The organism is Synechococcus sp. R55.4 (assembly GCF_047461935.1).
Classification (GTDB): domain Bacteria; phylum Cyanobacteriota; class Cyanobacteriia; order Thermostichales; family Thermostichaceae; genus Thermostichus.
In genome coordinates, this window is record NZ_JANSIF010000015.1 from 1 (window position 1) to 25258 (window position 25258).

The following is a 25258-nucleotide window of genomic DNA, read 5'->3' on the forward strand; positions in this document are numbered from 1 at the left end:
TGGCTACCATGTTGGCAGACTCGAAAGTAAACAGAAAGATCAACTGGTAGTAATCCGTACTGAACATATTATACATTTCAGTATAGTTGAGCTTATTATTGACTAGAGTCATGCTCTGCCCAAGCTTTGAATGGGTAAGGGATCCCTTCAGCGGGGGGGAAATACTTTTTGGCGAACGTCGTCGGCGAAAGCTTCCACCGCTTCTCGGATTGCCTGCCTCAAGTTGGTATAGGGCTTGGCAAAAGGGGGAATCCGCTCGCTCAGCCCCAGCAGATCGTGGGTGACCAAAATCTGACCATCGCAAGCCGGCCCGGCCCCAATGCCCAAGGTTGGGATCCCCACTTGGGCCGAGATTTGGGCAGCCAATTCCGCCGGCATGTGCTCCAAAACCAGGGCAAATGCCCCTGCTTGTTCCAGGCTGAGGGCCTCTTGTCGCAGACGCTCCGCCTCCGGAGTGGTTTTTCCCTGCTGGCGATAGCCTCCCAGTTGATGTTTGGCCTGCGGAGTGAGGCCGATATGACCCAAAACCGGGATCCCCCGCTGCACCAGAAAGGCCACCGTTTCCACCATGTCGGGGTAGCCCCCCTCCAGCTTGACCCCGTTGACTCCTGCCTCCTTCATCAACCGCCCTGCTGAGAGGAGAGCTTGTTCTTTGTGGACTTGATAAGTCAAGAAGGGCAAGTCGGCCACCAAAAAGGCCCGTTCTACCCCGCGGCGCACCGCCTGGGCGTGATGGAGCATCTGTTCCAGCGTCAGGGGCAGGGTGCTGGTATACCCCAAGTGGGTCATGGCCAAGCTGTCGCCCACCAGGATCAAGTCGATCCCAGCCTGATCCAAAATCTGAGCGGTGGCGTAGTCGGCAGCCGTGAGGGCCACCAAAGGTTGACCCGCCTGTTTGGCCTGGCGAAAGTGGTGAATGGATAGAGCAGCCATATCCCTATGATCTCATCTGGGCGTTCCCGCCAGCGGTGCGGAGCACTTTCCCATCAACCGCATCCCGTGGGGGAAGCAAGCTTGGCTTTGAGGCTGGGAAGAAGCAGGAGACTCGGTTTGCCGTTAAGATGGTAAAGCCCCACAGCTGACTGGAAGGGTGACAGAGTGGTTGATTGTGACGCTCTCGAAAAGCGTTGTGACTGCAAGGTCACCGTGGGTTCGAATCCCACCCCTTCCGTCTTCAGGCATACAGTTTTAGAACGCCTTGCCCAGCTAGGGCCTCTGGGATTTTTGGGGATCCCACCCAAGCCCTTCGCATCAGCGGTGCGGTTCCCCCATAACACTTTGGCATGGAGCCAAGGTCAAGGTTGGATGGGGTTCTTGGCCTTTCTTCTAGAGTCTTATGTTCACCGCTCCTGCTCTCTCTGCCCAACTGCATCCGCTCATTCAGGGCTTATCTGAGGCAATCCTGAACGTTTGGGGATCTACCCTCACCCTAGCCCCCTATCCTCTGCCTGAAGATCTGGGCTACGTGGAAGGCCGCCTAGAGGGTGAGAAATTGCAAATTGAAAACCGCTGCTACCAAGGGGATCCCTTTCGCAAACTGCACCTGGAGCTGGCCCAGGCCGGGCAAAGCCTGGACATTCTCCATTGCGTTATGTTTCCGCAGCCGCAGTACCCGCTGCCGCTGTTCGGTTGCGACATTGTGGTCGGTCGCGGACAGGTGAGCGCCGCCATTGTCGATCTCTCGCCGGTGACCCCCAGCTTGCCCGATCTCTATATCCAAGAGCTGGAAGCGTTGGGATCCCATCTGGCCCCTTTCCAGCATCGGCGCCGGTTGCCGGAGTGGGGCACGATTTTTTCTCCCTACTGCCTGTTCGTCCGTCCTGCCGACGAAGCAGAGGCCGACCGCTTTTTGCACTTTGCCCGCCGTTACTTGGAAATTCACTGTCGGTTGGCGCAACAGATTCCCCCGCAGACGGATCCCGACCAAATTTTGGCCCACTACCAGGGGCAGCAGCGCTATTGCAGCCAGCAACAGCAGAACGACCGCACCCGCCGCGTTTTGGAAAAAGCCTTCGGTCCCGCCTGGGCAGAGCGCTACATGAACACCGTCCTTTTCGATTTGCCTCCCAGTCCTGTGCAGATCTAGACGGGATCCCCTTGCAGCCGCTGCTGGATGCTCAACGCCAATTTTTGCCCTAAGAACTCCGGCATGGTTGGAGTTGAATCCGGCCCTAGCAAGTAAAAAATGAAGCGCGTTTGCTTGCGGCGGAGCATCAAATTGAGGTTAACAACGGTCAAATCCTCCTGCGCAAGAACCGTCATCACCCGGTAGAACACGCCCGGCTGGTTGTCCACATCCACCAAAAGTGTGGGCAAATGAAACACCGGGTCAAAATAAAAAGAAACCTGCACGTCTTTTAGTCCGGCCTTGAGATCAAACTCCAGCGCCAAGGTTTCATGAACGCGAAACACACCCGCCAGGCATTCGTGAATAGCCCGTTCTAGGCTGAGCTTGGTTTGGGAAGAAAGGCTGTGGCCATCGCGGGAGACAATGGTGCGGATAAACACCAGGTGCGGTGAGTAGATCTGCCCATAGAGATGAATGCCATGCACCGAGAGATTAAAAGCAGTGAACACCCCAAACAGATCGCTGAGCAGAGAAGGTCGGTTGCGGTAGGCCAGGCAAACCACCGTCTTGCGACCTTCGTCCTGCATCTGTACCACCGCCTTGCGGGTTTGGTAGAGGGCGTAGGCCAAGCGCAGATTTTGGGCCTGCACCTCGCTGCTGACAAACTGGCTGTAAAAAGGCGGAAAGCTCTGGTTAAAACGCCGCATCAGAGCGGATCGCGTCAGCGGGACGGAGTTCTTGCGGGTGCTGACTTTGAGCGGCTGAAGATCTTCATGGGCAGCCCTTTCCCCTCTGGTAATCCCCCAAGGAGCTACCTTCGGCTGCTGCCCTGACTGCTCAATTGACATCGACCTCGCCACCTGCGTTGCTCCTTCTCCATCGTTGCTCAGTACGCCCTAGCCAAACCCCATCTATCCGCAAAATCACTGAGGCTCGGAACGAATGTCAACGCTGCATCCAATTCTTGTTCAATGCTTTTGGACTTAATCTATCTCACAGGGCTGAGCTGGTCATCCAAAGAGCCGCTGAGGGTCATCCCCCAATTAGGGGGGCTCCCCCCCTTTTTTCGCTGCTGAACCGACGCTGTGAGCCTTTCAATCCCAGAATAGCCAGAATAAGCCTAAACTATGAATTGAGCAGAGCGCTGCAATTTTTGATATGCTGCAATTTTTGATATAAAGTGCCGCATTGAGTGCTGGCCGGCTGGGTGACATGAAGCGCTATCTTGTTGGCCATCACTTTGGTTTTTCCCTAGGTTTGTGAAGGGATCCCTGTGAGCAGAACTGTTGCCAATCCCACTCCGTTTTCGCCCGCACAAGCGCTGGACCCCGCTGGTGCTTGGTGGGATCTCAGTCTCATCGCCTCCCCTGCCCAAGAAGACCTGATCTTTTGGCGGCTGGAGAATTTTGGCTGTCGGGGCATGACCAGCCAAGCCCACGGCGAAGATCAGATTTGCATTCACGCCTATCTGCCTTGGCCTCACGTCAGCCTCTTGGATTTGGCAGCCCTCTCCCTGCGCCTGCAGCAGGATGCCCTCATTGCCGGTCAGCGGGTTCCCAAGCTGCGCTGGGAACGCATAGAGGCGGAAGATTGGAGCAGCAGTTGGAAGCAGCACTGGCAGCCCCAATGGGTCGGGGACAAGTTGCTCATTTGTCCGGCCTGGCTGGATCCGCCCCCTCACCCCGGTCGGCACCTGTTGCGGCTGGATCCCGGTATGGCCTTCGGCACGGGCACTCACCCCACCACTCAGCTCTGTCTGGAGTCGCTGGAGATGCGCCTGGAGGGCGGCGGGGGTGCCGAGGGAGTGACTGTGGCCGATGTGGGCTGTGGATCCGGGATTCTGTCGTTGGCGGCGGCCCTGTTGGGGGTGAAGCGGGTGTTTGCGGTGGACATCGACCCCCTGGCGGTGCAAGCCACGATGCACAACCGCGATCTCAACGGCCTGACGGATCGCATTGTGGTCGCTCAGGGCAGCCTGGAGCATATTCCCGAAATGGTGGATGGGCTGGTGTGCAACATCCTGGCAGATGTGATCCTGGATATGATCCCGGAGTTTCGGCTGGTGGTGAAGGAGGGGGGATGGCTGATCCTCAGCGGCATCCTCATCGAGCAGGCCAAGTTGGTGGCGGAGATGCTGGAGGCCAACGAATGGGTGGTGGCAGCCCTCTGGCGACGGGGGGAATGGTGTTGTCTGAACGCACGCATGACCTGAGCGCTTTGCCCCGATTGGCGATTGACCCAGCGCAGCGGGATCCCAGCGGTGTTCTCCATTTAACTGGTCTGCAACAGCACTACTTGCAGCGGGTGCGCCGCCTCAGGCCGGGGGATCTCTTTTTGGTTTTGGACGGCTCAGGCAAGCTGTGGGCGGCCCGTTGGCAAGCCCAGGGATCCCGAGTTGTGGGCGAGGTGGAGGTGCTGCCGCGGGAATTGCCTGTTTCTTTGCATCTGGGCTTGGCGGTGGTCAAAGGGCAGGGGTTTGACGAGGTGCTCCGCCAGGTTACCGAGCTGGGGGCGGCGCGCATTACTCCCCTGCTGACGGAGCGCACCGTGTTGGAACCGGGATCTGGGCGGCAGGAACGCTGGCAAAAAATTGTGCGGGAGGCCGCAGAACAATGTGAGCGGTTGCGCTGGCCTCAGGTCGATCCCCCTACCCCTTGGACAAGTTGGCTGGCGGAGCTACAAGCCGTTCGCGCTACTCGGACGGAGTCCTTTTGGTGGGGTATAGCCGTGGCTCGGCACAAAGCGCCCCCGCTGGTGCAAGCCCTGCCAAAGCTGCAGATCCCGGCCTTGGCCATAGCCATTGGCCCAGAGGGGGGCTGGACGGTTGCCGAACGTCGGCAAGCTGAGGAATATGGGGGCGTGTGCGTCTCCCTTGGCCCTACCATCTTGCGAGCCACCACCGCCGCTGTTGTTGCCACCAGCCAAATTGCTGCCACCTACTCCTGGTTGGACTCGAGCTTGGATCGGGGTCATTTGGCTCCGCTAGCGACGGGGAGTGTTGTCGCCGATAATCAATAACTAGGCCGTTTGCGTCAGCGGGACGGAGTCCTTTACAGCAGGCCGTGGTTTCGGGCGCGGCCAAGGCCACCCTAGCGAGGGAGAACGAGAATGGAGATGATCCAGGCGGTGCGGGGCACCCGAGATATTCTGCCGCAGGAGGTGCGGCTCTGGCAGCAGGTGGAAGCCAGCGCCCGAGAGATCCTGGGACGGGCCAACTACCAAGAAATTCGCACCCCCATCCTGGAGTTGACGGAGCTCTTTGCCCGCAGCATTGGCAGTGCCACCGACGTGGTGGGCAAGGAGATGTACTCCTTCAGCACCCGTGGCGAGCAAGAGGTGAGCCTGCGCCCAGAGAACACAGCAGGTGTGGTGCGGGCCTACATCCAGCACGGGCTGCAAACGGCTGGAGATGTGCAACGCCTCTGGTATTGTGGGCCGATGTTTCGCTATGAGCGTCCCCAGGCGGGGCGGCAACGCCAGTTTCACCAGTTGGGGGTAGAGCTGCTGGGCAGCCGGGATCCCCGCGCCGATGCGGAAGTCATCGCCTTGGCCTGGGAGCTGTTGCAGGCGGTGGGGGCGGAGAACCTGAGCTTGCGGCTCAACTCCTTGGGGGATCCGCAGGACCGGCGGGCCTATCGCCAGGCCCTGGTGGACTACCTCACCCCCTTGCGGGAAAAGCTGGATCCCGACTCCCAAGAGCGCCTCACCCGCAACCCGCTGCGCATTCTAGACAGCAAGGATCCCCGCACCCGCGAGATTGCCGAGGGGGCCCCCAAGCTGCCGGATTACCTCAGCCCAGAATCGCGGGCTTTCTTCGAGCAGGTGCAAGATCACCTGCAGATGTTGGACATTCCCTACCAGTTGGATCCCTACTTGGTGCGGGGCCTGGACTACTACACCGACACCGCCTTTGAGATCGTCTCACCTGACTTGGGATCCCAGAGTACCGTCTGTGGGGGCGGTCGCTACGACGGCTTGGTGGAAGAGCTGGGCGGGCCTTCAACCCCAGCGGTGGGCTGGGCCATCGGCATGGAGCGGCTGGTGCTGCTGTTGCAAAAGAAGCAAGGGGAGATCCCGCCAACATCGGTCGAGGTTTACGTGATCTCCCGTGGGGCGAAGGCTGAGGCCCAATCCCTCCGGATCGCTCAAGCGCTGCGCCGAGCCGGTTTCTGCACCGAGCTGGATCTGAGCGGCAGCGCCTTTGGCAAGCAGTTCAAACGGGCCAGCCGCAGCGGCGCAACTTGGGCTGTTGTGCTAGGGGATGCGGAAGCTGCAGCCGGAGAGGTACAGCTTAAGCACCTGCCTACAGGGCAACAGCAAACCCTTTTGCAAGCCGATCTGGTTAAGTATCTGGCATCCCATTCGGGTCAGCAGTGCGGAGCACCTAAGGTGATGGAGCCATGTTGAATTTTTGGGTTCGGCGCGACGGCCAAGAAGACTGGCAGCCGGTACCAGCCGAGGGCGCAGTTCTGGAAGAAGATACCTACACCATTGTTGCCCGTTCGCCTCAGCCCCACTTCACCATCACGGTGGAAGTCCGGCAGCGTCCTCTGTCGTCGCAGAATCAGGGCCCTGACACCGCCCCGACTCCCCCACAAGTCCAAACCCGTTCTGTGCGCACCAACGATGAAGGGATCGGCATTATTTTGCCTGCCAGCCGCCTCACCCCTGGGTTTTGGGAATTGCACTGCCGAGATGCCGACTTGATCGCAGAACTGTTCGGTGAAACCGAGTTGGACAATTGTCTCCGTTTTCAGGTTGTGCCTGCCCCTCTGGAGCCGGAACGAGGGATCCCTGCCCCGGTGGCTGAAGAGGCCGGGTTTGAGCCCCCCCAGAAAAAAGAGGTCGCCATCCCGCCAGAGCTGTTTTCCCTAATGCACAGTGAATTGGAGGGATCCCCGGAGGAGGTGCTGGTGTTGACGGGGCGGATCGGCTGCAGCGGCGAGCTGCGGGTACAGGTTTGGCCAGAAGGGGAGGAGAGGCCGCTTTTCCAGGGACAACGGCAAATTCAACTCCCGGCGGGGGCGCGGACGGCGGTGTTCAGCATCCCCATCACCCTGCCCAGCCAAGTGTGGGCCCGTCCTTTACGGGGAGAACTGGCCCTTACTCCCTCCTCCTGGTGGGATCCAGAGCCGTCGCCTCAGACCCTGACCATCCCCTTTTCCATTCGCTGTCGCAGCCAAGAGGCAGGACTTCTTGGCGCAGGGATCCCCCTCCCGCAGCAGCAAGAGGAAGAGAGGCTGGCCGATGCTGCCAGTCCTGCCTCGACCGCAACCCTGCTCTCTCCCGAACGAACCTTGCAAAAGCTGCTGCGCATCTGGCAGCACAGTGCTCCTGCTGGAGGGGATCCCGGCTCGACTCAGCCGGCAGAGCCCTCTGCTAAGGCCGCACCCGAACCTAACCCCCAGCCTGCGGCGCCGATTTCCCCTCTTCCCTCACCCCCCCAAGCTGAGCCAATGGGCGAGGATGCCGCCCTGCCAGCCCCAGCAGGGAGCCCGGCCACCCCACCTCCGCCTGCATTCGCCCTGCCTGCCACCAGCAAGGACACCAAAAACTCGCCCCCGCCGCCAGAAGTGTGCCCGGCGCCACAACTGCTGGTGCCTGAGCAATTGCGAGCGGGCGACAATTTCGATGTGGTGCTGCGTTTGCCGGCCTTGGCCCCTGCCTCCGCCGCCGGCGCCGCCTCCCAGCCACCTTATTGGATCAAGTTTTGGGTCAAGCATGGCCGCACCCGCTCGTTGGTGGATGGCCCCCGCTGGTTGCTGGACTTCTCCCGCGACGATCAGGGGCAGTGGCAAGCTTTAACCCGCATGACCATTCCCCCAGGCGTCCCCGAGCTGATCTTTGAAGCTTGGGCCGTCAGCCCGGATCGCCAGCAGCAGAGCGACCGAGTTACAGAGCACCGCTCTATCTTGCCTTAGGGATCCCTCGCTCTTGAGTCCTGTTTAGTCTTGGACGGAGCGCACCATCAGCACTGGGCAGCCGATGTGCACCCGCACATAGTCGGAGATGGAACGCCCCAGCAGCCGATCCAGGTCGGGGATGCTGCGGGCAATGCTGGGCCGGCGATCCGGGGATCCCATCACCAGCAGATCGGCCTTGCTTTCTTCAGCCAGGCGGACAATCTCCGTAGCCGGATCCCCGACAGCCGTCAACACCTGGTGGCCGATTTGCCGGTTTTTGAGGATGTCGATTGCCCGATCTAGAGCCTCATCTCTACCTGGGTTGTCGGCATCCAACTGCACAGAGGCCAGGAAGATCTGGGCCCCTTGAATGCCGGAGATCAAGTCAAGGGCCGTGGCAAAGGCGGCCTGGGCAGCGGGGGAGTTGTTGAGGGCCACCATGACATGGCTGGGGTATTTGACGTAGGCGTCGTCTTTGACCAGCAGCATTGGGCAGGAGGCGAGCTGGAACACATATTGGCTCACCGAGTTCTGCAAAATGGCCATGATGCGGTTGCGCCCCCGGGATCCCATCACAATCAGCGGATTGGGCAGGGACTCGGCCACCTGCAGCACCACCACCTTGGGATCCCCTTCCACCAGTTGCGTGCTGATCTTTAGCCCTGGGCGGGGGGGGAAAGTCTGCAGGGTTTGGGCCAGCAGTTCCTGCCCCTTTTGCCAGGCAGCCCGCATCTCCTCGGCAGAGGTCTGGGAAGGCACCGCATGCAGCAATGTCACGTGGCACTGGGCAAAGGCCGGCAGAGACAGAAGGGTATGCACCATTTGCTCAGTGGGGCCGCTGCCATCGATGGCGGCAATGAGGTTCTCAAATCGAGACATGGGATCCGTTCTCCGGGCCGTAGTTTGCCAAGACTCATCCTAGATCTGCCCCTGCGGATCCCTGTTACCGTAGGGGATATCCTGCAACATTTTGTTGGGTTTCAGTAACTTAGCCACACATAGCCGGTAAAGCCGCCGCCGGCATTGGTGTTGCGACCGGCCAGGAACTGAAACCCCCCCAAGCCCAGCGTTAACCCTCCCTCCAGCCGCCAGTTGAGCTGGCCCGAAAGCTTGAGGTTGTCGTAGTCGGGATCCTGAACGGCCAAATCCCCGAACAACAAAGGCGCGCCGTTGCCCAACGTAAAATCCCCATCCAGGGCCAGGATGGCCTGCAGCTCAGGAGTCAGGTCTGCCCCGAAGGTCAGGTTGGCCTTGACCCGATCCCCGGGATAGCCCAAGTAATCTCGGAACGTGAGGCAGGAGTCGAAAAAGGCAGGCAGGGATCCCAACTGGGTATTGGCTGCCGCCCCAACTTTGAGATCATAGCCGAAGACGCCGTACCCCAAGGGCAGGGGAATGTCTTGGGTGGCATATCCGGGCGGGATCAAGGCCGTTAGCTGAGCCGAGAAGAAGGGATCCCCGTTCCCCCAAGTATGGCGCAGGCCCAGTTCCAGATCCCGCAGGCCCTGGTTGCGCTGGGTAACGGTGTCAGCCCCGCTGGCAAAGCGATTTTCGATGAAAACGTAGCTGGTGTTGAGGTTGAGAGTGAGCTGATCGCTAAGGCCAGTCTCGGCGAAAAGGTTGAGGCGGGTTTCTCCGTACTCCGAAAGGGCCGGCTGCAGGCGTCCCCCCTGATCAAAGCGGGTGCGAGGCCGATAGACCTCCGGCTGCAGCGAAAAGAAAGTCTTGCCGGCACCGCGGGGAAAGCCGCAGCCTGCCCAGGCCGGCAGCTCCGGCGGCATTGTGCTGACCACCAGACTCACCAGCAGGCTTGCCCATGGAAATCTAGGCTTCTTCATGGCAGGGGGATCCCGGCAGTTTCAGGGGGATTGTATCCCCAGGATCAAGCTCTGGGCCAAGATCCGGGACAAAACCGGCTTTGGAACGACTGCTAACTATGAGGTGGCAGCCGGTAGGCCCACCTGTGCCCGGAATTGGCGAGCGGCGGTCAGCGCCCCATAGGGATCCCCTTTGTAGAGGCCGTAGTGCATGAGGGAAAAGCGCCGCAGCCCCAGTTGAGACACTTCCCGCAGCCACTCCGGCTGGCTCATGAGCTGAAAGTCTGTATGGACAGTGTCGGCCCGTCCGCCGCTGGGGTGCTTGTCCTTAATCGATGGCTCGTAGTGGGCCAACATCAGGTTGGAGTGGATGGGGGAAAACAGGCGGCAACAGAGGCGGATCTGCTCCGGGTTACCGGGATCCGGGCCGTTCAGCTCTGGGTTAAACTCCCCTGGCCGCCGCTGGCGCATCGACTGGAAGGCGATCCCGTCCATCCGGCTCAGGGTCTCGGCAAAGGGCTCCACCATGCTGCGGCCTGCCCCCCGGGAAGGGTCGTCAAAGGTGGCAATCCAGCCCCCCCAGCACAGGGCTACTTCGGCTGCCGGCAGCCGCTCCTTGATGGCTTGGCGGGCTGTGAGGACATTGCGCATTAGGGCTTGGTAGTAGAAAGCAGTGTCGGCGTTGTAGGTATCTGCTGGGATCCGCCAATAGGAAAACTCCGTGGCCAGGCTCCAATAGGTAGGGCGGCCTTGGGGGTTGGCTTGAGCGATATAGCCGGCCAATTCGGCTACATCCTGGACAAACTGCTTGGAGATGTGGTAATCGCCGCAGGGGCGGTGGGTGTCGTCTTCCCAGGTGATGATGTGGAGGGTATAGCCCCGCTCAAACCACTGCCGCAAAAGCCCGGCCTGGTGCCAGTTGCGCCAAAAGGAGAGATCCCCCTGGCGGTGATCAAAGCTGTTCAGCCAGCCGCTCAGGAAATGGGGATCCCACCCCTGCGCCACTGCCGCCACCTGCGGATCCGACTCGATTTCCCAGAGGAAGCGACCGGGATCCTCGCCAATGCCCACCTGCCAGCGGGCCAGCAGCTCTGACAAGTTCATGCTTCCCGTCTCGGCATTTTCCGGGCTGCGACTCCCCTGCTGACTCAAAAACTCCTGGCCACAGCCGGCAACCCCATAGGCAGCCAGCAGCGCTCCGCCCGCTTGCAGCACCTGTCGCCGCTGCCAGGATCGTCTCCTTTTCATCTCCTCTCCTCCTGCGGTTCCTCTTGGTGTTGGCGAGCCCACAGCCGCACTTGGGGGGAGCTATAAACCTCCCTGAAGCCCGGCAGCCCCTCAAAATTGAGCTCAGGCCAAAATTGCAGGATGCGATCGGCGCTCCGCAAGGGATCCGCCAGCCCCGCTACCAAGAGGTAGTCCACCCTTTCCTGGGGATGCTGAAGGGCCAGGGCAAACTCGTACTGGTGAGGAGTAAGGAAAGAGCGGGGATCCCTTGCCCAAAAGATAGCCTCAAAGTGGATGTCGTCGTCCACCAGCACTTTTCGCCCGGGCAACAGGTGGCGATAGAGATACTGCCCAACCTGGCGCTTTTCCTGCCGCAGCCTCCGCCAGTCTTCTAGGGCTTGCCCAGCAGAGGTTACTTCATACAGGTTTTGGGCAGCTTCCAACTCGCCACTAAGGGGCACTACCCCTGCCACCAGCCGCTCCCAGAGATCCCGCTCCTCGGCCACCAGGGGCATGAGGAAACCCGGCTCTTGGCTCACCCCATAACCGGCAGTGAGGCAGTTCAACCCCAAGAGGGCAGTGATCAACAGGCGCTTAGCCCAGCCGGGGCCGGCTCCGCGACACAAGTAGGCGCCCATCAGCAAAGGCAGCGGCACCCAGAAAAGGCCAAAGCGGCTCAGCTCCCGCAAAAACAGCCCCTGCCCTAGAGAAGCCAGCAGGATGACCAGCGGCATCCCCCAGACCAGAGCCCATACCCAGCGACCCGGGCCTCGGCCCAGCAGGGATCCCAGCCCCAACAGCAGATAGGCAGGGGCCAGCACCGCCAGCCATTTCCCAGCCTCCAGCACCCCCCGCCAGCCACCCGCCTGCTGCAAGTCTTCCCGCAATTGCGGCAGCCGCAGACCGCTGCCCACCTGGTAGGTGAAAGCCCAGGGATCCCCTGCCGACAGCCAGTTCACGTACAGCCAGCTCAACATCAGGGCCAGGCTGATAAACCCTGCCACCAGCAGCGAAGCCAGCCGAAAACCCCAGGACTGTTTGCGAAAAGCCAACAGCAGCACCCCTGCCACCCAGGGCAGCAGCCACCCACTTTCCCAACGCAGCACCATCAGAGGCCCCAGCGCCAGCCCAATGAGCAGTAGCCGTAGCGCAATGGGCAGCTCGCCAGAATCCGCCCCAGTCTCTGCCCTGGCCTGCTCCTCTTTACTCAAGGGAAACAGCAGGGCCATGTTCACCCCCACCAACCCTGCTGTGGCTGTCCAAACAGGGCTGCGCAGCAGCATCAAGATCAAAGTCGGCTGCACCACCATCAACAAACCCCACAGCCAGCACCATCCCACCTCCACCGGCAAACGGCGTAACTGCCGCCACACCCAGCCCAGCACCAGAGAGCCCAAGATGGTCTGCAGCAACAGCGGGGATCGTCCCAGAATGGCCGTGGCCAGCACCAGGGAGGGGGGGAAAGTGGTGCCGACAATGGGCAGGCGCGGATCCGGCCCCAGGGCGGCTACGGATCCCTTATAGCCAAGAAACTGCATCTCCAAGCTCACCCAGCTCCAGCCTTCCTTCAAACCCCACAGAAGGCTAGCCAGCAGCAGAAACAGGATCCCGGTAGACCCGAAGAGCCGCAAGAAAGCCCTGAGCTTGGTGAGAAACATGGGTTACTTCAGTAGCTTCAAGAATTTAGAATTAATTGGAGATTAATTGGAGGGTAACTGGTTAAATCGCCAATCGAGCCTCAAGAGCTATTTAGTGTTAATGAGAACATGTCTCAAGTAGGGCGTGGGGATGGGCTGACGTGTCTAGGCACTGGACACAGGGATAGACTAGCATTCCCTGTCTTGAGAGACTTTATCTACGAGTTTTGGCGTAGGCCAATTCAGCCAGATTGTCGATGAGGGGTTCTCGGATTCTGAGAGAGGATGGGGACGACTTTGCAAGGACATGATCTTATGTTGCAGGCTGTGCGGGACGTGAATGAAGCAGCAGTTCCAGCGCTTGAGCTGGTACCCTCTCAAGCAGAGACCCGTCCCTGGGGATCCTTCTGGGTTTTGGATGAAGGCCCGATGTACAAGATCAAGCGCATCGAGGTGAAGCCTGGCCATCGGCTCAGCCTGCAGATGCACTACCACCGCAGCGAGCACTGGATCGTGGTCAGGGGCACAGCGAAAGTGACCCGTGGAGAAGAGGTGATGCTGCTGAGCTCCAACGAGTCCACTTACATTCCCCCCTGCACCAAGCACCGCCTGGAAAACCCCGGCACCCTTCCCTTGGTGTTGATCGAGGTGCAAAACGGGGAATACCTCGGGGAAGACGACATCGTGCGCTTTGAGGACGACTACGCCCGCCAGTAAAGGGATCCCCTGGGCATCCGAATCCACGATTTGTGCGTACAGACCCCGAAAGCTTACAGATTTCTGCATGTCGGGCAAACCTGGGTCAGGTAGGCCAAGGGGCTTGCCTGCACTAGACAAGTGAGGGATAAGCAAGAGGGGGTCAAGGTGACGCAGAAGGCAAGGCAGTGGGCTTTGTGGGTTGCCGGTTTGCTTTGGTGTTGCGGGCCGACGGCTGTCCACGCAGCGGAAGTCATTTCTCTGCAAAGGCTGGGCTACGACCGCTCGGTGCTGCTGCAAGGAGCTAACCCGCGTCTAGATATCGGGATCCCTGCCCCCCTGAACGGCCTTGACCCCGAGGCCAGCTTTGTGCAGTTGCGCCTGGATCCCTCGCCGGTGTTGAAACCTACGTCCACGGTGCGGGTGCTGATCAATGACGAGCTGGCGGGTATCTTCCTGGTGCAAGATCTGCGGCAGGAGCCGGTGGTGCGAGTGCCCATCCCCAGCTTGGCCGCTGGCGAGCGCTTTATCACCTTGTCGGTGCAGCCTTTCCTGAGCATCAGCGACGATATTTGCGCCGACTTGAATACCGGCAATTTGCTGCTGACGGTAGGGCGGGACAGTTTCTTTGAGCTGGCGCCCCTCGTTCCTGATGCCACGGTGGCCGGTTTTCTGGGCCGGCTGTATCCTCAGGTTACTTTGGTAGTGCCGGCCAATCCTTCCTCTGAGACGGCGGAAGCAGCTCTGTGGCTGTACAGCCTCCTTTCTCACCTGTTTCCGCAAACGCCCATCCTGTGGAGCAACCGTCCGAAGCAGGGGGCACAGGTGATCTTAGAGCCGGCCAATTTCACCCCCCACTTGCAGCATCAAATTACCCCAGAGGGATCCCGCCTGCGAGTGGCCGCCCGCCGGGAAGCTATTCTTGCTCTCTATGAAGAATGGAAGCGGGCGGGGCTGGTCAGCCGCGGCATCCAGGTGACAAGGGTGGCGGATCTGGAGAGAGCGCTCAGGGCCAACCGCCTCAGCCTGCGAGAGCTGGGGATCGTGGATCCCATGTTGCGGGGGTTTGGCAGCCAGTCTTTGGTCTTCAACTTCAGCCTGTCCCAATTGGGGGGGCGGCCGCGGGATCTGGCGGCGCAACTAGACGTCATTATGAACCCGGTGGATGGCCGAGTGGGGGATCGCCTCACCGGCTACGTGTTCTTGAATGGCGTTCTGTTGCGCACCTACAACCTAACCGGGCGCACCCAGCTCAACGAAACTGTGACCCTGCCCACCCGCCTGCTGCGCCGCTTTAATCAACTGGAGCTCCGCTTTGACTATGGCGCCAGCCCCGGTAATTGCCAGGGATCCCTGACCCCGCTGACTTTGCAAGTGCGCTCGGATAGCTCTGGCTTTATCTGGAGCGGCTACCAAGCCCCCACTGGCGAGCTGCAGGAGATCCCGGCGGTGCTTCGAGGATCCGGCCAAGTGTGGGTAGGGGATCCCCAACTGCTGCCGGCTGCCGCCTACCTGGTCGGTGCCCTCAGCCGGCTGGCTGCCCGACCCCTGCTGCCCACCCTTGAGGTTTTGCCCAAAGAGGAAGCCAACCTGGAGACGGGGAACTTTGCCTGGCAGGTGATCGTGGCTGGGCCAGATCAGGTGGAGCTTAATAGCCCCATCCGGCTGGGATCCCAGTTTGAAATCATCAATCCCCTGAACCAGCAGGTGGCCTTGGCCGCTCAGCCTCAAGAAAACCTCGGCCTTTTGCAGTACTTTCTCCTGAAAGGTAAGCCGAACCTTTGGCTTTCCTGGTGGGGATCTGACCCGGCTTTGGCAGAGCGCCTCAGCCGCGGCCTTGCCGATCCGCGCACCCGCCTGGCCAACCAGCTACAGGGAAACGTGCTCACCGCCTATGCCGCTGCCCCCGATCTCACCCAAGTACAGAGCTGGGATCTCACGCCGGCAGGCTATCGAGTGCGCTACCCCGGTCGCTTCAGTTGGCAGCTTTTGTTGTGGCAATACCGCTTTTGGCTGGTGCTTTTGCTGGCCATCCTGCTGGCTGTGGGGGCATGGGACACCTATCGACGTTTGGCCCGGCAACCTGAGCCGCCAACCCCCTCTTAAGCCAAGCGAGAACCTAAGATTCGCCTAGAATTAATCTGATTTTGAGCTTATGTTAACGCTTATCGAATACTGGTTGGTGCGCACAGGCTGTCTAACCCAGGAGCAGTTGGCAAAGGCTTATCGCTATCAAAAACAAGCTGATTGTTCCCTGCCGCGGGCCCTCTGGAGCTTGAGGGCAATGCACCCCCGTCAGTTTGCTCGCCTCTGCTGTCAGATCTTGGATCGGCCCAAGCTGAGGAGCTGGTTGCTCGAGCATCCCCTCGACCTAGAGCTGCCTTGGCTGATCGAGCCTATCGATCTGGTGCCGGTGCGCTTTCTGCCCTGTGGCTGGCTCGACCCGCGAACCGTAGTGGTTGCTACCGAGGAGCCGGGCCATCCCATTGTCTGGCAAAATGTCAAGCGCCTCTGCCCCGAAGCCGATCGGATTTGGGAGATCCCGGCCACCGAAAAACAGATTCTGACCGTCCTCATTGAACGCAAGCTGACGGCAGAGCTGGTAGGCAGTCGGCTTACTCTGGAACAATGGCAGGATCTTCTGGCCATTCGTCGCCGCACCGGATCCAGCCTAGGTCAGCTTTTGACCCGGCTCAGCTACCTTTCCACGCCGGAGTACCTGAGCATTCTCACTCAGTTGTTAGGGTATCCGACAGTGTCTGAATTGATAGGGACAGGGCTGCTTCATCGAGATCCAGCTTTGAGCAAACAGTTTGATCCTGAGGTGATGATGCGTCACCTGTTCTATCCCTTGGCCTGGACGGATCAGAACACTCTCACGGTGATGGTGAACGACCCCCTGGACTGGGTGGTGGATGAGATCCTCTACGCTTGGCGGCCAGGCTTGCGGATTGAAAAAGTTCTGGGCACCGAGCAGGATATCACGCAGCTTCTCAGCCAGGATCAGGGCTCCCAGTTTAGCCAAGAAGCGGTGTACAAGCTCATGGCCCGCCTGCCAGAAGAATCGGCCTCGCGGGTGTTTACCCCCTCCCAGATTGCGGTGGGCTATGGCCTGCTGCTGCTGTTGCTTTGGGGATTGGCCACTGCTCCCTGGACGACTCTGACCATTTTGGTGCTGCTGATCAATCTTTTTTACGTCGCTTCGATCCTGTTCAAACTGCTGCTCAGCCTAGTGGGATCCGCCGATCGCTTCCACCAGATTACCGATGAGGAAGTAGCCGCTTTGGATGATCGCGACTTGCCTATCTATACCATCCTGGTGCCGGTCTACAAAGAACCGGAAGTGATGCCAATTTTGATCAAGTCTCTCTCTAAGCTGGATTACCCCCACGAGCGGTTGGATGTGCTTATTCTGTTGGAGGAAAACGACCGAGACACCATTGAGGCAGCTCGAGCTGCCAAGCCCCCCCGCTACGTGCGCCTGCTGCTGGTACCGGATAGCAAGCCCAAGACCAAACCCAAAGCCTGCAACTACGGCCTGGCCTTTGCCCGTGGCGAATATCTCACCATCTACGACGCTGAAGATATTCCGGATCCAGACCAACTCAAAAAAGCAGTCATTGCCTTCCGAAAAGGGGATCCCAGCTTGGTCTGCGTCCAGGCTGCCCTCAACTACTTCAACCGCAACGAGAACTTCCTCACCCGCATGTTCACCTTGGAGTATTCCTATTGGTTTGATTACCTTCTGCCGGGTTTGGAAACTCTCAGAATGCCCATCCCCCTGGGCGGCACCAGCAACCACTTTCGCACTGACCGCCTGCGGGAGCTGCAGGGATGGGATCCCTTTAACGTCACCGAAGACGCAGATCTAGGCATCCGCGCCAGCCAGCACGGCTATACGGTGGGGGTGATCAACTCCACCACTTATGAAGAGGCCAACTGCGCTGTTAAAAACTGGATCCGGCAGCGCTCCCGCTGGATCAAGGGCTACATGCAAACTTGGCTGGTGCACAACCGCAACCCCCTGCGCTCGTTGCGCAAGCTGGGCCTGAAGAACTGGCTGTCTTACCAGTTTTTTATTGGCGGCAGCTTCTTTACCTTTCTCACCAGCCCCATCATGTGGCTGCTGTTTATTTACTGGCTGCTCACCCGCGCCCATTGGCTACAAAACCTATTTCCCAGTTGGCTGGTTTATCTGGGCTTGTTTAACCTCCTGGTGGGCAACGCCATTGGGATTTACCTGAACCTGGTCGCGGTCTTCCGCCGCGGTTACTACGATCTGGCTTTCTATGCCCTGCTCAACCCCATCTACTGGCAACTGCACTCTATGGCAGCTTACATGGCTCTGTGGCAGCTTTTCACCAAGCCCTTCTACTGGGAAAAGACCATCCACGGGCTAAGCAAGTTTACCCACGCCAAAGTCCAGGAAGCTGCTCACAAAGCAGCCTAGGCTACGGACTGAGTTCCTAAGCAGTAGCAGCGAAGTGAGGACAGCCAGCACCCTTCTAGAAGCTGTAGTCCGAGTCTACGATCACAGCACAACCACTGGGGTGGAGACAGCTAGCCATGATCACCTTGACAGAAAAGTTGCCCTCGTAGGGCGCCTGCACGATGGGGAAATCGTCCAACAGTTCGTCTGCAGCCACCACCTGACCGCTGGCATCGTAAAGCACCAGATCCACATCGAAGCAATCCTGGTCGCACTGCGCCCAGATGTTTTCACCTCGGTAGAAGTAGCCTGTAACTACGGTCGATTGTCCATTAAAAAGCCACAAACTACGGCTCTGAGCCCAAGCGGCAGCGCCCCCAACAACCGTGGCTGCCCCTATTAAGCTTGCCATCAACCAGCCCCGCACCGAAGCCATAAGACTGCCCTCCTACTGAAAAACGGAGAAAGAATAGATTTTCTACAGGGATCCACCTCAACGCCCACACTCTAGCACCCAGATCCGTTTCTCCCGAATGATTCAGATCACGTTAAGGATCTTAAGAATCTCATGCTGAAAATCGCGAAAAAGAGTTACAAAAAAAGGGATCCCGAGTAGAGCAGGGATCCCTCAATTCTGACCAGAAATCCGGCGAAGCTCCCGCATCGGTCTGGCCGACTTCTCATTGCGGCAAATTCAGTTCCCCCCTTCGCCCTAAGGGATCCGTCAAAACACTGCCGGTAGGGCCTTTGATTTGAATGGTGCAGCGGCTGCCGGACACTTCAATAACGTTGTAGTTGGGCACCGACAGCTCCAAAAAGCGCAGGTTGCCTGTGGTTACCCCTGGGATCCCGCTCACTTGCGGATTGGTCGGGTTCACCGGTGCCAAAAAGCCGTTCACAATCCGGTAATACAGGCGGCTGGCATTGGGGATCCCCAGTTGATTGCCCAGCTCGTCAATGCTCAGGGCCGTAACGCTCCGCCCGGTGGGGCCGGTCCACACCTCCCAGATAGGGTTGCTGCTGCCGGGGTTGACCTGGCCGATGAAGCCGGCGTGGTTGTTGCCCGTCAGGAACACCACGTTGCGGATGTTGTTGCTCTCAATAAAGTCAATGACTTCCTGCCGCTCCAGCCAGTAGCCTTCCCAAACATCGTTGGAGCGGAAGTAGGTCACCGTGATGGGAAACTCGCTGACGATGAACTTGTAGGTGGCGGTGGAGTTGCGCAGGCCGTTGAACAGCCACTGCTTCTGCGGATTGCCCAACAGCGTGCGCGGCGTGCGGCGCAGCAGGTTAAACAGGGCTTGCTCGGAGCCGGGTGGGCCGAAGAAAAGGGTTTCCTGTTCGGGCGTAAGACGAATGCCAGCCAGCTCCAAAAAGCGCTGCCGGGTCAGGCCGGGAGGCAAAATGGGCAAAATGGGGGTCACGGCGGCCAAATCCCGGTACTGGCGCAGATCCAGGATGAAGACTTCGGCATTGGCCCCGTAGCGGAAGCTGCGAAACAGCCGATCCCGGCTATCCACACCCGCTACGTCCGTCAGGTTGGGGGTGATGGGGTTGTACTCAAAAAAAGCCTGGTAGCCCAGCACCTTGAGATCTTCCACATCCCGGGTTTGCCCGGTGGTGTCGTTCAGCTGAGTGGCCCGGCCGCCGCGAGCTTTCTGGCCGCTGTAGTTGTCAATTACCTCGTGATCGTCCCAGTTGACAACAAAGGAAGTCCGGCCAAACAGTTGCGCGAACTCCCGCCCGGCATAGTTGGGATCCCGCTGATCCCGATAGAGGCTGCGGTAGAACTCCAGATTGCCGATGGGATCTAACCCCAGCCAGAAGCGATCGGCGTAGACGGTATCGCCGTTAAAGGAAATGAAATCAATGTCGCCGCGGCTGACTTCTGCCAACATGGCTGCCCCAATAGGAAAGGGGGGCTCGTTGGCGCAGCTAATGTGCAGAAAACGAACAGGCCGCCCATCCCCAGGAGCCGGCAGGGTGCGGAACTGTCCCACGGGACTGGTGAAGCCTTCGCTGACAAAACGGTAGAAATGGCGTTGCGCTGGCCTTAGCCCAGTGACGACGGCGCGGGCAATGTAGTCGCCCGGTTCGGTGCGGTAGTTGCGGCCCGCCACACGGCGAGCAGTAAGCGAAACTTGTTGCGAAATGGGGTTGAACTCGGAATTCTCAGCCACCTGCAACGTCACCGCAACCGTGTCTGTTGCACTGGCCGGGATCACCCGCGTGGAAAGCACCGCCCCTTCTGCGGTGGGATCCCCGGCAAATACCCCTTGAGGGAACCCGGGCTCTCCCAGGGGGGGAATGGAGGAACTGGAGGTGCCCCCACAGGCAGCCAGGGCGGCTGCCCCACCTCCAAACATAAGCAGTTGCAGGAAAAAGCGACGGGAACGCAGGGAACTCATGAGACCCACCTCAGGGACACAGGCAAATGTAAAGGGATCCGCAGCAGAGGCCAATCGCCTTTTTAGTCAAGCACCTTTGCCCTCAAGCTGAGGTTGTGGGCAGGTGAAGGTTGGGTTAGGGTTGGTTTAACGGCTCTGACCCCTGCGCCCAGGTTCCCCACGGCCTTTTCACAGAGCTTGCTGAGAAGGCTAAAATTTCATTACAGTTTTTCCTGCTTTTGCCCCATTTTTGCGGTTTTGCGTTCCTTAGACTTCTTTTGACCCTGCCGAAGGAGGGATCGTTGTGGCTACAGAGACCCTGGTCAAGCCTTCTGTAACCCCGAAGCACATGCCCATGTACCGGGTGTTGCTGCACAACGACGATGTCAACACCATGGAGTACGTGGTGCAGGTGCTGGTGAAGGTGATCCCGGCGATGATGCCGCCGCAAGCCACTGAGATCATGCTGGAAGCCCACAACAACGGTGTTGCTGTGGTGATCGTGGTGCCGCGGGAGCACGCGGAGTTTTACTGTGAGCAGTTGCGTCAGCACGGCCTCACCAGCTCCATTGAGCCGGAACGCTAAGCAGGAGCGGTTGGGGTGGGCCTGCTGATTGCAAAACTCAAGGCTTTGCCCTTGCCGCTGCGGCTGTTGCTGTTTTTGGGGATCCCCCTCCTAGCCTGGCTGCCGTGGGTCGGGCTGGGGGGGTGGTTTTTTCCGGAAGCGCGAGCCTACCTGTGGCTGCCCCTGTATGCCTTGCTGCTGGTCTGGCTGGGGCTGTGGGGATCTGGATTTGCTGCCTATGGGCTAGATAGCAGTTGGGCCTGTCGGGGCGGGATCCTCTGGGGCCTGGGGATAGGTGTGGGCGGGCTTTTCCTGCTGTTTGGCCTGGAGGGATCCCTGGGTTGGCTGAGTTGGAGGGCGGTAGGAGGGGGATCCCTGCTGGTCTATGGGTTGCTGGGGTTGCTTTTGGGCTTGGGGGTGGCGCTGGCGGAGGAGCTGTTTTTTCGCGGCTGGCTGCTGCAGGAGATGCTGCTGGACTACGGTTGCAGCACTGCGGTGTGGGGATCCAGCTTCCTGTTTGCTATGGCCCATTTCCTGAAGCCTTTGCCTGAGATTCTCGCCACCTGGCCGCAATTTCCCGGACTGTGGCTGATGGGGCTGCTGCTGGTGCAGGCGAGGGTCTGGAACCAAAACAAGCTGGGCCTTAGCCTAGGGCTGCACGCGGGTTGGGTATGGGGCATGGCCTGGGTCAACAACTTGGCCTGGATAGACTACACCGGCAGGGCGCCAGCGTGGCTAACGGGGATTGGTGGCAACCCCTTGGCGGGCCTGATGGGCTTGCTTTTTCTAGGAGGGACTTTCGCATTTCTCAACGGCCTGGCTCAAGCTGGCTGGCTACCGGCAGACCTGGAAAAGCGTTGATTGAGCTGATCGATAAAGAATAACCTACTCTCCCCAAGGCCCTTCCTCGTAGTAGGCGGTCACCTGCTCCTTGGGCGGCTGGGTAAGCAAGCTTACGCCAATTAACACCCCACTGCCGATCACCACTGCCGGGATTACGGGTAACCAGCCCCCTGTCCAAGCCCGCGGCAACAGACCCGACAGCCAACCTAAAGTCAGGCCACTGGAGACGAGGGCCCCGGCTACAGCCCCAGCGCGGGTAGCCCGCTTCCAGTACAGGCCAGCAATTAAGACAGGGAACAGCATGGCGTTGCCCTGAAAGCTCCAGGTGGCAATCTCCACAATCAGCCCCGGCGGGTTAAGAGCAATCACAAAGGAAGCTAGGCCGATCCCCAGCACCACCCAGCGGCCTAGCAACTCTTCTTGGTGGGGGGAAAGCTGGCGCCTGAAGAAGGTAACCACCAGATCCCGCGTCACTAGGGAGCTGGCGGTGAGAAGCTGGGAGTCAGCTGTAGACATGAGAGCAGCCAGGGCCGCCGTAATCACCACCGCTGCTACGCCGCTGGGCAGGGTTTGCAACATCATGGGCATAATCTGATCCGTTTTCTCCAGGCTGGGAAAAGCCAGGCGGCCCCAAACCCCAAGAAGAGCTGCTGGGAAAAAGACCAGCAGAATCAGCAGCGGCCAGACTACCATCAGGGTCTGGAAGGGCCGGGCACTTTTGGCCATGTAGAAGCGCTGGAAAAATTGCGGGAAAAGGGGCGTGGCCATGAAAAACAGCAACTGGTTGCCAAATAGCCCCTGCCAGCTCCAGCGCCCATTGGGGCCGGGCAAGCTCAGCCAGGGATCCAACTGCCCGGCAGCCTCCTGGCCCACCCCCAAGGCTAGGGCAACAAAGGCCACCCCCATCCCCAAAATCAGGATGATCCCCTGCACCACGTCCGTCCAGACCACCGCCTGGGATCCGCCAAAGAGCACATACCCCAAGATCACCAGCGCCACCACCACCGCCAAGGGCCAGTAGGGGATCCCCTCCCCCAAGACAGCCGCTAGGGTTCGGGCCCCGCCAATGATCTGGATGCTGATGTAGGGGGCTGTAAACACCAAAGCGCTCAGGCAATACAACAACGCCAACAGGGGGCTTTGAAAACGATGGCCGAAGAACTCCGAAGGGGTGATGAAGCCAAAGTGTTGGGCTGCTAGCCATACCCGGTAGCCCACCCACAAAAACAGCCCCGAAATGAGGGCGGTGGTCACCCCCACCCCCAGGAAGATTCCCAGGCCATGGGTATAGGCATCTGCCGGCACCCCAATGAAGGTAAAGGCACTGAGCAGCGTCGCCAGCGTCGTCAAGGTTAGAGCCAGGGATCCCAACCCCCGCCCTGCCAAAAAATAGCTCACCGGATCCTGGCCGCTGTGGCGATAGCTCCAGAAGCCGATGGCTGCCAGCAGCAGCAAGTATGCCCCCACCACACCCAGACTCAAAACCGTGTTACTCATCTCCGCCTCTCGGCCAGCAAACGCGCACAATGTAGAAGTTAAGAGGTACCAACAGCAGGACAGCCAATCCCGCCAGCCAATACCAGGCCGGGATCCCCAAAAACTGGGGCTGGGCCGAGCGGGATCCCACCCAGGTCAACAGCCACAGCAGGGGATAGGCCCCCCACACCCAAGCTTGGCGCATCCGCCCAAACCGCAGCTGCCTTGATCCTTGAAGGTTACCGGCGGGATCCAACCCTGACATCTACCCATCTCCTGCTTTTTTGCCAAGCGTTCCTTTTGCCAATCATTTAAGATACAGCCACTACTGCGCAGAGCTAAATTGTCTTTTCCCCTTTCCCCTTCAGATCCTGTTGGCAAGAGGGAGCCTTCCCGTGGGCCAGGCCATGAAGAACGAGAGCGGCCCTACTGGCTAGCTTGGGCCCGCATCAAAGGGATTGGCCCCCACCGGCTCAAGCGGCTGGCGGAGTTTTTTGGATCCCTGGAGCGGGCTTGGCAAGCGGATGCCCCGGCCCTGCAGCAGGTGGAAGGCATTGGCCCCACCCTGGCCCAGGCTATTGTCTCTGCCCGTCCTGGCCTTGATCCCGAGCAGATCCTGGAGGAAACCCTCAAAGCGGGGATCCCCTTTCTCACGCCTGCAGATCCGGACTATCCGCCGCTGCTGTGGGAGGTGCCAGATCCCCCGCCCATTCTCTATGCCCTAGGAGAATGTCCCAATTGGCAACAGCCGGCTATTGCCATCGTCGGCACCCGCGCCCCTACGGCCTACGGTCGACAGTGGACCCAGAAAGTCAGCGCTGCCCTGGCGGAAGCTGGCTGTGTGGTGGTCTCGGGGCTGGCAACGGGGATCGACGGCATTGCCCACCAGGCCTGTCTGGATGCCGGCGGCCAGACGGTGGCCGTGGTGGGAACGGGGGTGGACAAAGTTTACCCAGCTCACCATCAAGCTCTCTACCGGCGCATCCTGGCCCAAGGGGCCATCCTCAGCGAATATCCCCCCGGCACGCCACCGGCCAAGGAGCATTTTCCCCAGCGCAACCGCATCATTGCCGGCCTCTGCCGCGCCACTTTGGTGATGGAGGCTCCGGAAACCTCGGGAGCGCTAATTACTGCTCACCTGGCCAACCACTACGGTCGGGAAGTGTATGCCCTGCCGGGGAACATCGACACGGCAGCAGCCCGTGGTTGCCTGCAGCTCATCCGCGACGGCGCCGGCATGATCCTGGGGATCGAGGAGCTGTTGAAAGACTTGGGCTTAGTTCAGGGATCCCCGCCCAAGACAGAACCCCAACCCACTGCCCCCACCGATCCCCGGCAGCAAATCCTATGGCAAACCATTGGAACCGAGATCCTCAGCATCGATGCCTTGGCCCAGGCCACCCAGATGGACATCACCACCCTCTCCAGCACCCTGCTCTTTATGGAATTGGAAGGCTGGCTCGTGCAACTGCCGGGGATGCGCTATCGTCGAGCGCGCTGAAGTCGGCCCCCCGCACTGCCTCTCCTGTGGGAGCGCGGCAAGTGGGATCCTCGTGGCGGGGATTGTTCACATGGGTGCTGACCGGATAAGCCACCATGGCCTCTGCCGGGTAGGGGCGAAGCAGGGGCAACAGCAGCTTGGGATCCTGCACCTGGGGATCCAGCCAAAGGTCGTAGTCGTTTTCCGTCAAAATCACGGGCATCCGCTCGTGAAAAAGCCGCATCAGGCGGTTGGCAGCGGTGTTGAGGATGGCACAGGTTTCCACCTCCACTCCCTCTGGGCTGCGCCAGCGTTCCCAAATCCCGGCAAAGGCAAATACCGGTCGATCCACCAGGTGAAACCAGTAGGGTTGTCTGCCCTTCTTGCCTGTACCCTGGTCGGCCCACTCGTAGAAGCCATCTGCCGGGATCAGGCAGCGACGACGGCGGAAAGCTTCGCGGAAAGAAGGCTTCTCGGCCACCGTTTCAGAACGAGCATTGATCAACCCGGCCTTGGCGGCTTGGCTCCAAGCGGGGATCAGGCCCCAGCGAAAATGGGTTGCCTTGCGCTGAAGGGATCCCAGCTCAATCATCGCCAGCACGGGCTGAGAAGGGGCGATGTTGTACCGGGAGACAACTGCCCTTTCTTCTGCTGCCACCGGCAAGCCGAAATGCTGCATCAGCACTTCTGGGGCCACTGCCAGGCTAAACCGTCCACACATGTTTGTCCC

Annotated in this window: 22 protein-coding genes and 1 tRNA gene; 12 read left to right on the forward strand and 11 right to left on the reverse strand. The window is 59.8% G+C overall.

Annotated features, from left to right (window positions below):
• Nucleotides 1-147: 147 nt before the first annotated feature.
• Entirely contained in the window at nt 148-933 is a 786-nt protein-coding gene (gene panB / locus NW842_RS05190; RefSeq protein ID WP_414417606.1) for a 3-methyl-2-oxobutanoate hydroxymethyltransferase, read from the reverse strand.
• A 151-nt stretch (nt 934-1084) separates the two neighbouring features.
• On the opposite strand from panB, the gene NW842_RS05195 reads away from it, so the two are divergent.
• A tRNA-Ser gene (locus NW842_RS05195) sits at nt 1085-1171 on the forward strand.
• 165 nt (nt 1172-1336) lie between these two features.
• Nucleotides 1337-2086: a phycocyanobilin:ferredoxin oxidoreductase gene (locus tag NW842_RS05200; RefSeq protein ID WP_414356673.1), complete on the forward strand. Its 750-nt coding sequence runs from the start codon at nt 1337-1339 to the stop codon at nt 2084-2086.
• On the opposite strand, the gene NW842_RS05205 is transcribed toward NW842_RS05200, so the two are convergent.
• Nucleotides 2083-2916, reverse strand: a complete 834-nt coding sequence (locus NW842_RS05205) for a hypothetical protein (protein WP_414374166.1) — start codon at nt 2914-2916, stop codon at nt 2083-2085. The genes NW842_RS05200 and NW842_RS05205 overlap by 4 nt on opposite strands.
• A gap of 473 nt (nt 2917-3389) precedes the next feature.
• Here NW842_RS05205 and prmA point away from each other — a divergent pair, with 473 nt between their 5' ends.
• From prmA to NW842_RS05225, 4 genes are all read left to right on the forward strand, one after another.
• Nucleotides 3390-4280: a 50S ribosomal protein L11 methyltransferase gene (gene prmA / locus NW842_RS05210; protein ID WP_414414144.1), complete on the forward strand. Its 891-nt coding sequence runs from the start codon at nt 3390-3392 to the stop codon at nt 4278-4280.
• On the forward strand, nt 4250-5086 hold the full coding sequence (locus tag NW842_RS05215) for a 16S rRNA (uracil(1498)-N(3))-methyltransferase (protein WP_414416221.1): 837 nt from the start codon (nt 4250-4252) through the stop codon (nt 5084-5086). The genes prmA and NW842_RS05215 overlap by 31 nt, the downstream gene beginning before the upstream one ends.
• Nucleotides 5087-5176: 90 nt before the next feature.
• On the forward strand, nt 5177-6475 hold the full coding sequence (hisS, locus tag NW842_RS05220) for a histidine--tRNA ligase (protein WP_414417607.1): 1299 nt from the start codon (nt 5177-5179) through the stop codon (nt 6473-6475).
• Nucleotides 6469-7989, forward strand: a complete 1521-nt coding sequence (locus tag NW842_RS05225) for a hypothetical protein (protein ID WP_414374172.1) — start codon at nt 6469-6471, stop codon at nt 7987-7989. Before hisS ends, NW842_RS05225 begins: the two co-directional genes overlap by 7 nt.
• Nucleotides 7990-8013: 24 nt before the next feature.
• On the opposite strand, the gene NW842_RS05230 is transcribed toward NW842_RS05225, so the two are convergent.
• From NW842_RS05230 to NW842_RS05245, 4 genes are all read right to left on the reverse strand, one after another.
• Complete coding sequence (locus NW842_RS05230; protein WP_414332210.1) at nt 8014-8850, reverse strand: universal stress protein; 837 nt, start codon at nt 8848-8850, stop codon at nt 8014-8016.
• A gap of 101 nt (nt 8851-8951) precedes the next feature.
• Complete coding sequence (locus NW842_RS05235; RefSeq protein WP_414417608.1) at nt 8952-9809, reverse strand: hypothetical protein; 858 nt, start codon at nt 9807-9809, stop codon at nt 8952-8954.
• A gap of 96 nt (nt 9810-9905) precedes the next feature.
• Nucleotides 9906-11036 (reverse strand): hypothetical protein, encoded by a 1131-nt coding sequence (locus NW842_RS05240; protein WP_414417609.1) that lies wholly within the window; start codon nt 11034-11036, stop codon nt 9906-9908.
• A complete protein-coding gene (locus NW842_RS05245; protein ID WP_414417610.1) occupies nt 11033-12673 on the reverse strand; it encodes a hypothetical protein in 1641 nt (546 codons plus the stop codon). Before NW842_RS05245 ends, NW842_RS05240 begins: the two co-directional genes overlap by 4 nt.
• Nucleotides 12674-12967: 294 nt before the next feature.
• Here NW842_RS05245 and NW842_RS05250 point away from each other — a divergent pair, with 294 nt between their 5' ends.
• From NW842_RS05250 to NW842_RS05260, 3 genes are all read left to right on the forward strand, one after another.
• A complete protein-coding gene (locus tag NW842_RS05250) occupies nt 12968-13369 on the forward strand; it encodes a cupin domain-containing protein (RefSeq protein ID WP_148202691.1) in 402 nt (133 codons plus the stop codon).
• A gap of 147 nt (nt 13370-13516) precedes the next feature.
• Nucleotides 13517-15454 carry a cellulose biosynthesis cyclic di-GMP-binding regulatory protein BcsB gene (locus NW842_RS05255; protein WP_414417611.1) on the forward strand — a complete coding sequence of 646 codons (1938 nt, stop codon included), beginning with the start codon at nt 13517-13519 and terminating at the stop codon, nt 15452-15454.
• Nucleotides 15455-15503: 49 nt separating this feature from the next.
• Nucleotides 15504-17798, forward strand: a complete 2295-nt coding sequence (locus NW842_RS05260) for a glycosyltransferase family 2 protein (protein ID WP_414417612.1) — start codon at nt 15504-15506, stop codon at nt 17796-17798.
• A 55-nt stretch (nt 17799-17853) separates the two neighbouring features.
• Here the strand turns inward: NW842_RS05260 and NW842_RS05265 are convergent, their stop codons facing one another.
• Nucleotides 17854-18213 (reverse strand): hypothetical protein, encoded by a 360-nt coding sequence (locus NW842_RS05265; RefSeq protein WP_414407935.1) that lies wholly within the window; start codon nt 18211-18213, stop codon nt 17854-17856.
• 244 nt (nt 18214-18457) lie between these two features.
• Nucleotides 18458-20185, reverse strand: coding sequence for an alkaline phosphatase D family protein (locus tag NW842_RS05270; RefSeq protein ID WP_414417613.1), 1728 nt, complete (start codon nt 20183-20185; stop codon nt 18458-18460).
• 283 nt (nt 20186-20468) lie between these two features.
• Here NW842_RS05270 and clpS point away from each other — a divergent pair, with 283 nt between their 5' ends.
• Together clpS and NW842_RS05280 are read left to right on the forward strand one after the other, a co-directional pair.
• On the forward strand, nt 20469-20750 hold the full coding sequence (gene clpS, locus NW842_RS05275; RefSeq protein ID WP_099812808.1) for an ATP-dependent Clp protease adapter ClpS: 282 nt from the start codon (nt 20469-20471) through the stop codon (nt 20748-20750).
• 15 nt (nt 20751-20765) lie between these two features.
• Entirely contained in the window at nt 20766-21590 is an 825-nt protein-coding gene (locus NW842_RS05280; protein WP_414417614.1) for a type II CAAX prenyl endopeptidase Rce1 family protein, read from the forward strand.
• A 24-nt stretch (nt 21591-21614) separates the two neighbouring features.
• On the opposite strand, the gene NW842_RS05285 is transcribed toward NW842_RS05280, so the two are convergent.
• Both NW842_RS05285 and NW842_RS05290 read right to left on the reverse strand, forming a co-directional pair.
• Nucleotides 21615-23069, reverse strand: a complete 1455-nt coding sequence (locus NW842_RS05285) for a sodium:solute symporter family protein (RefSeq protein WP_414374188.1) — start codon at nt 23067-23069, stop codon at nt 21615-21617.
• Entirely contained in the window at nt 23062-23253 is a 192-nt protein-coding gene (locus NW842_RS05290; protein WP_238376882.1) for a hypothetical protein, read from the reverse strand. Before NW842_RS05290 ends, NW842_RS05285 begins: the two co-directional genes overlap by 8 nt.
• A gap of 138 nt (nt 23254-23391) precedes the next feature.
• Between NW842_RS05290 and dprA the strand changes: the two genes are divergently transcribed.
• Nucleotides 23392-24549 (forward strand): DNA-processing protein DprA, encoded by a 1158-nt coding sequence (gene dprA / locus NW842_RS05295; RefSeq protein ID WP_414374189.1) that lies wholly within the window; start codon nt 23392-23394, stop codon nt 24547-24549.
• Here the strand turns inward: dprA and NW842_RS05300 are convergent.
• Complete coding sequence (locus NW842_RS05300; RefSeq protein WP_414374190.1) at nt 24488-25249, reverse strand: SOS response-associated peptidase; 762 nt, start codon at nt 25247-25249, stop codon at nt 24488-24490. The two genes, dprA and NW842_RS05300, sit on opposite strands and share 62 nt — an antisense overlap.
• Nucleotides 25250-25258 lie beyond the last annotated feature (9 nt).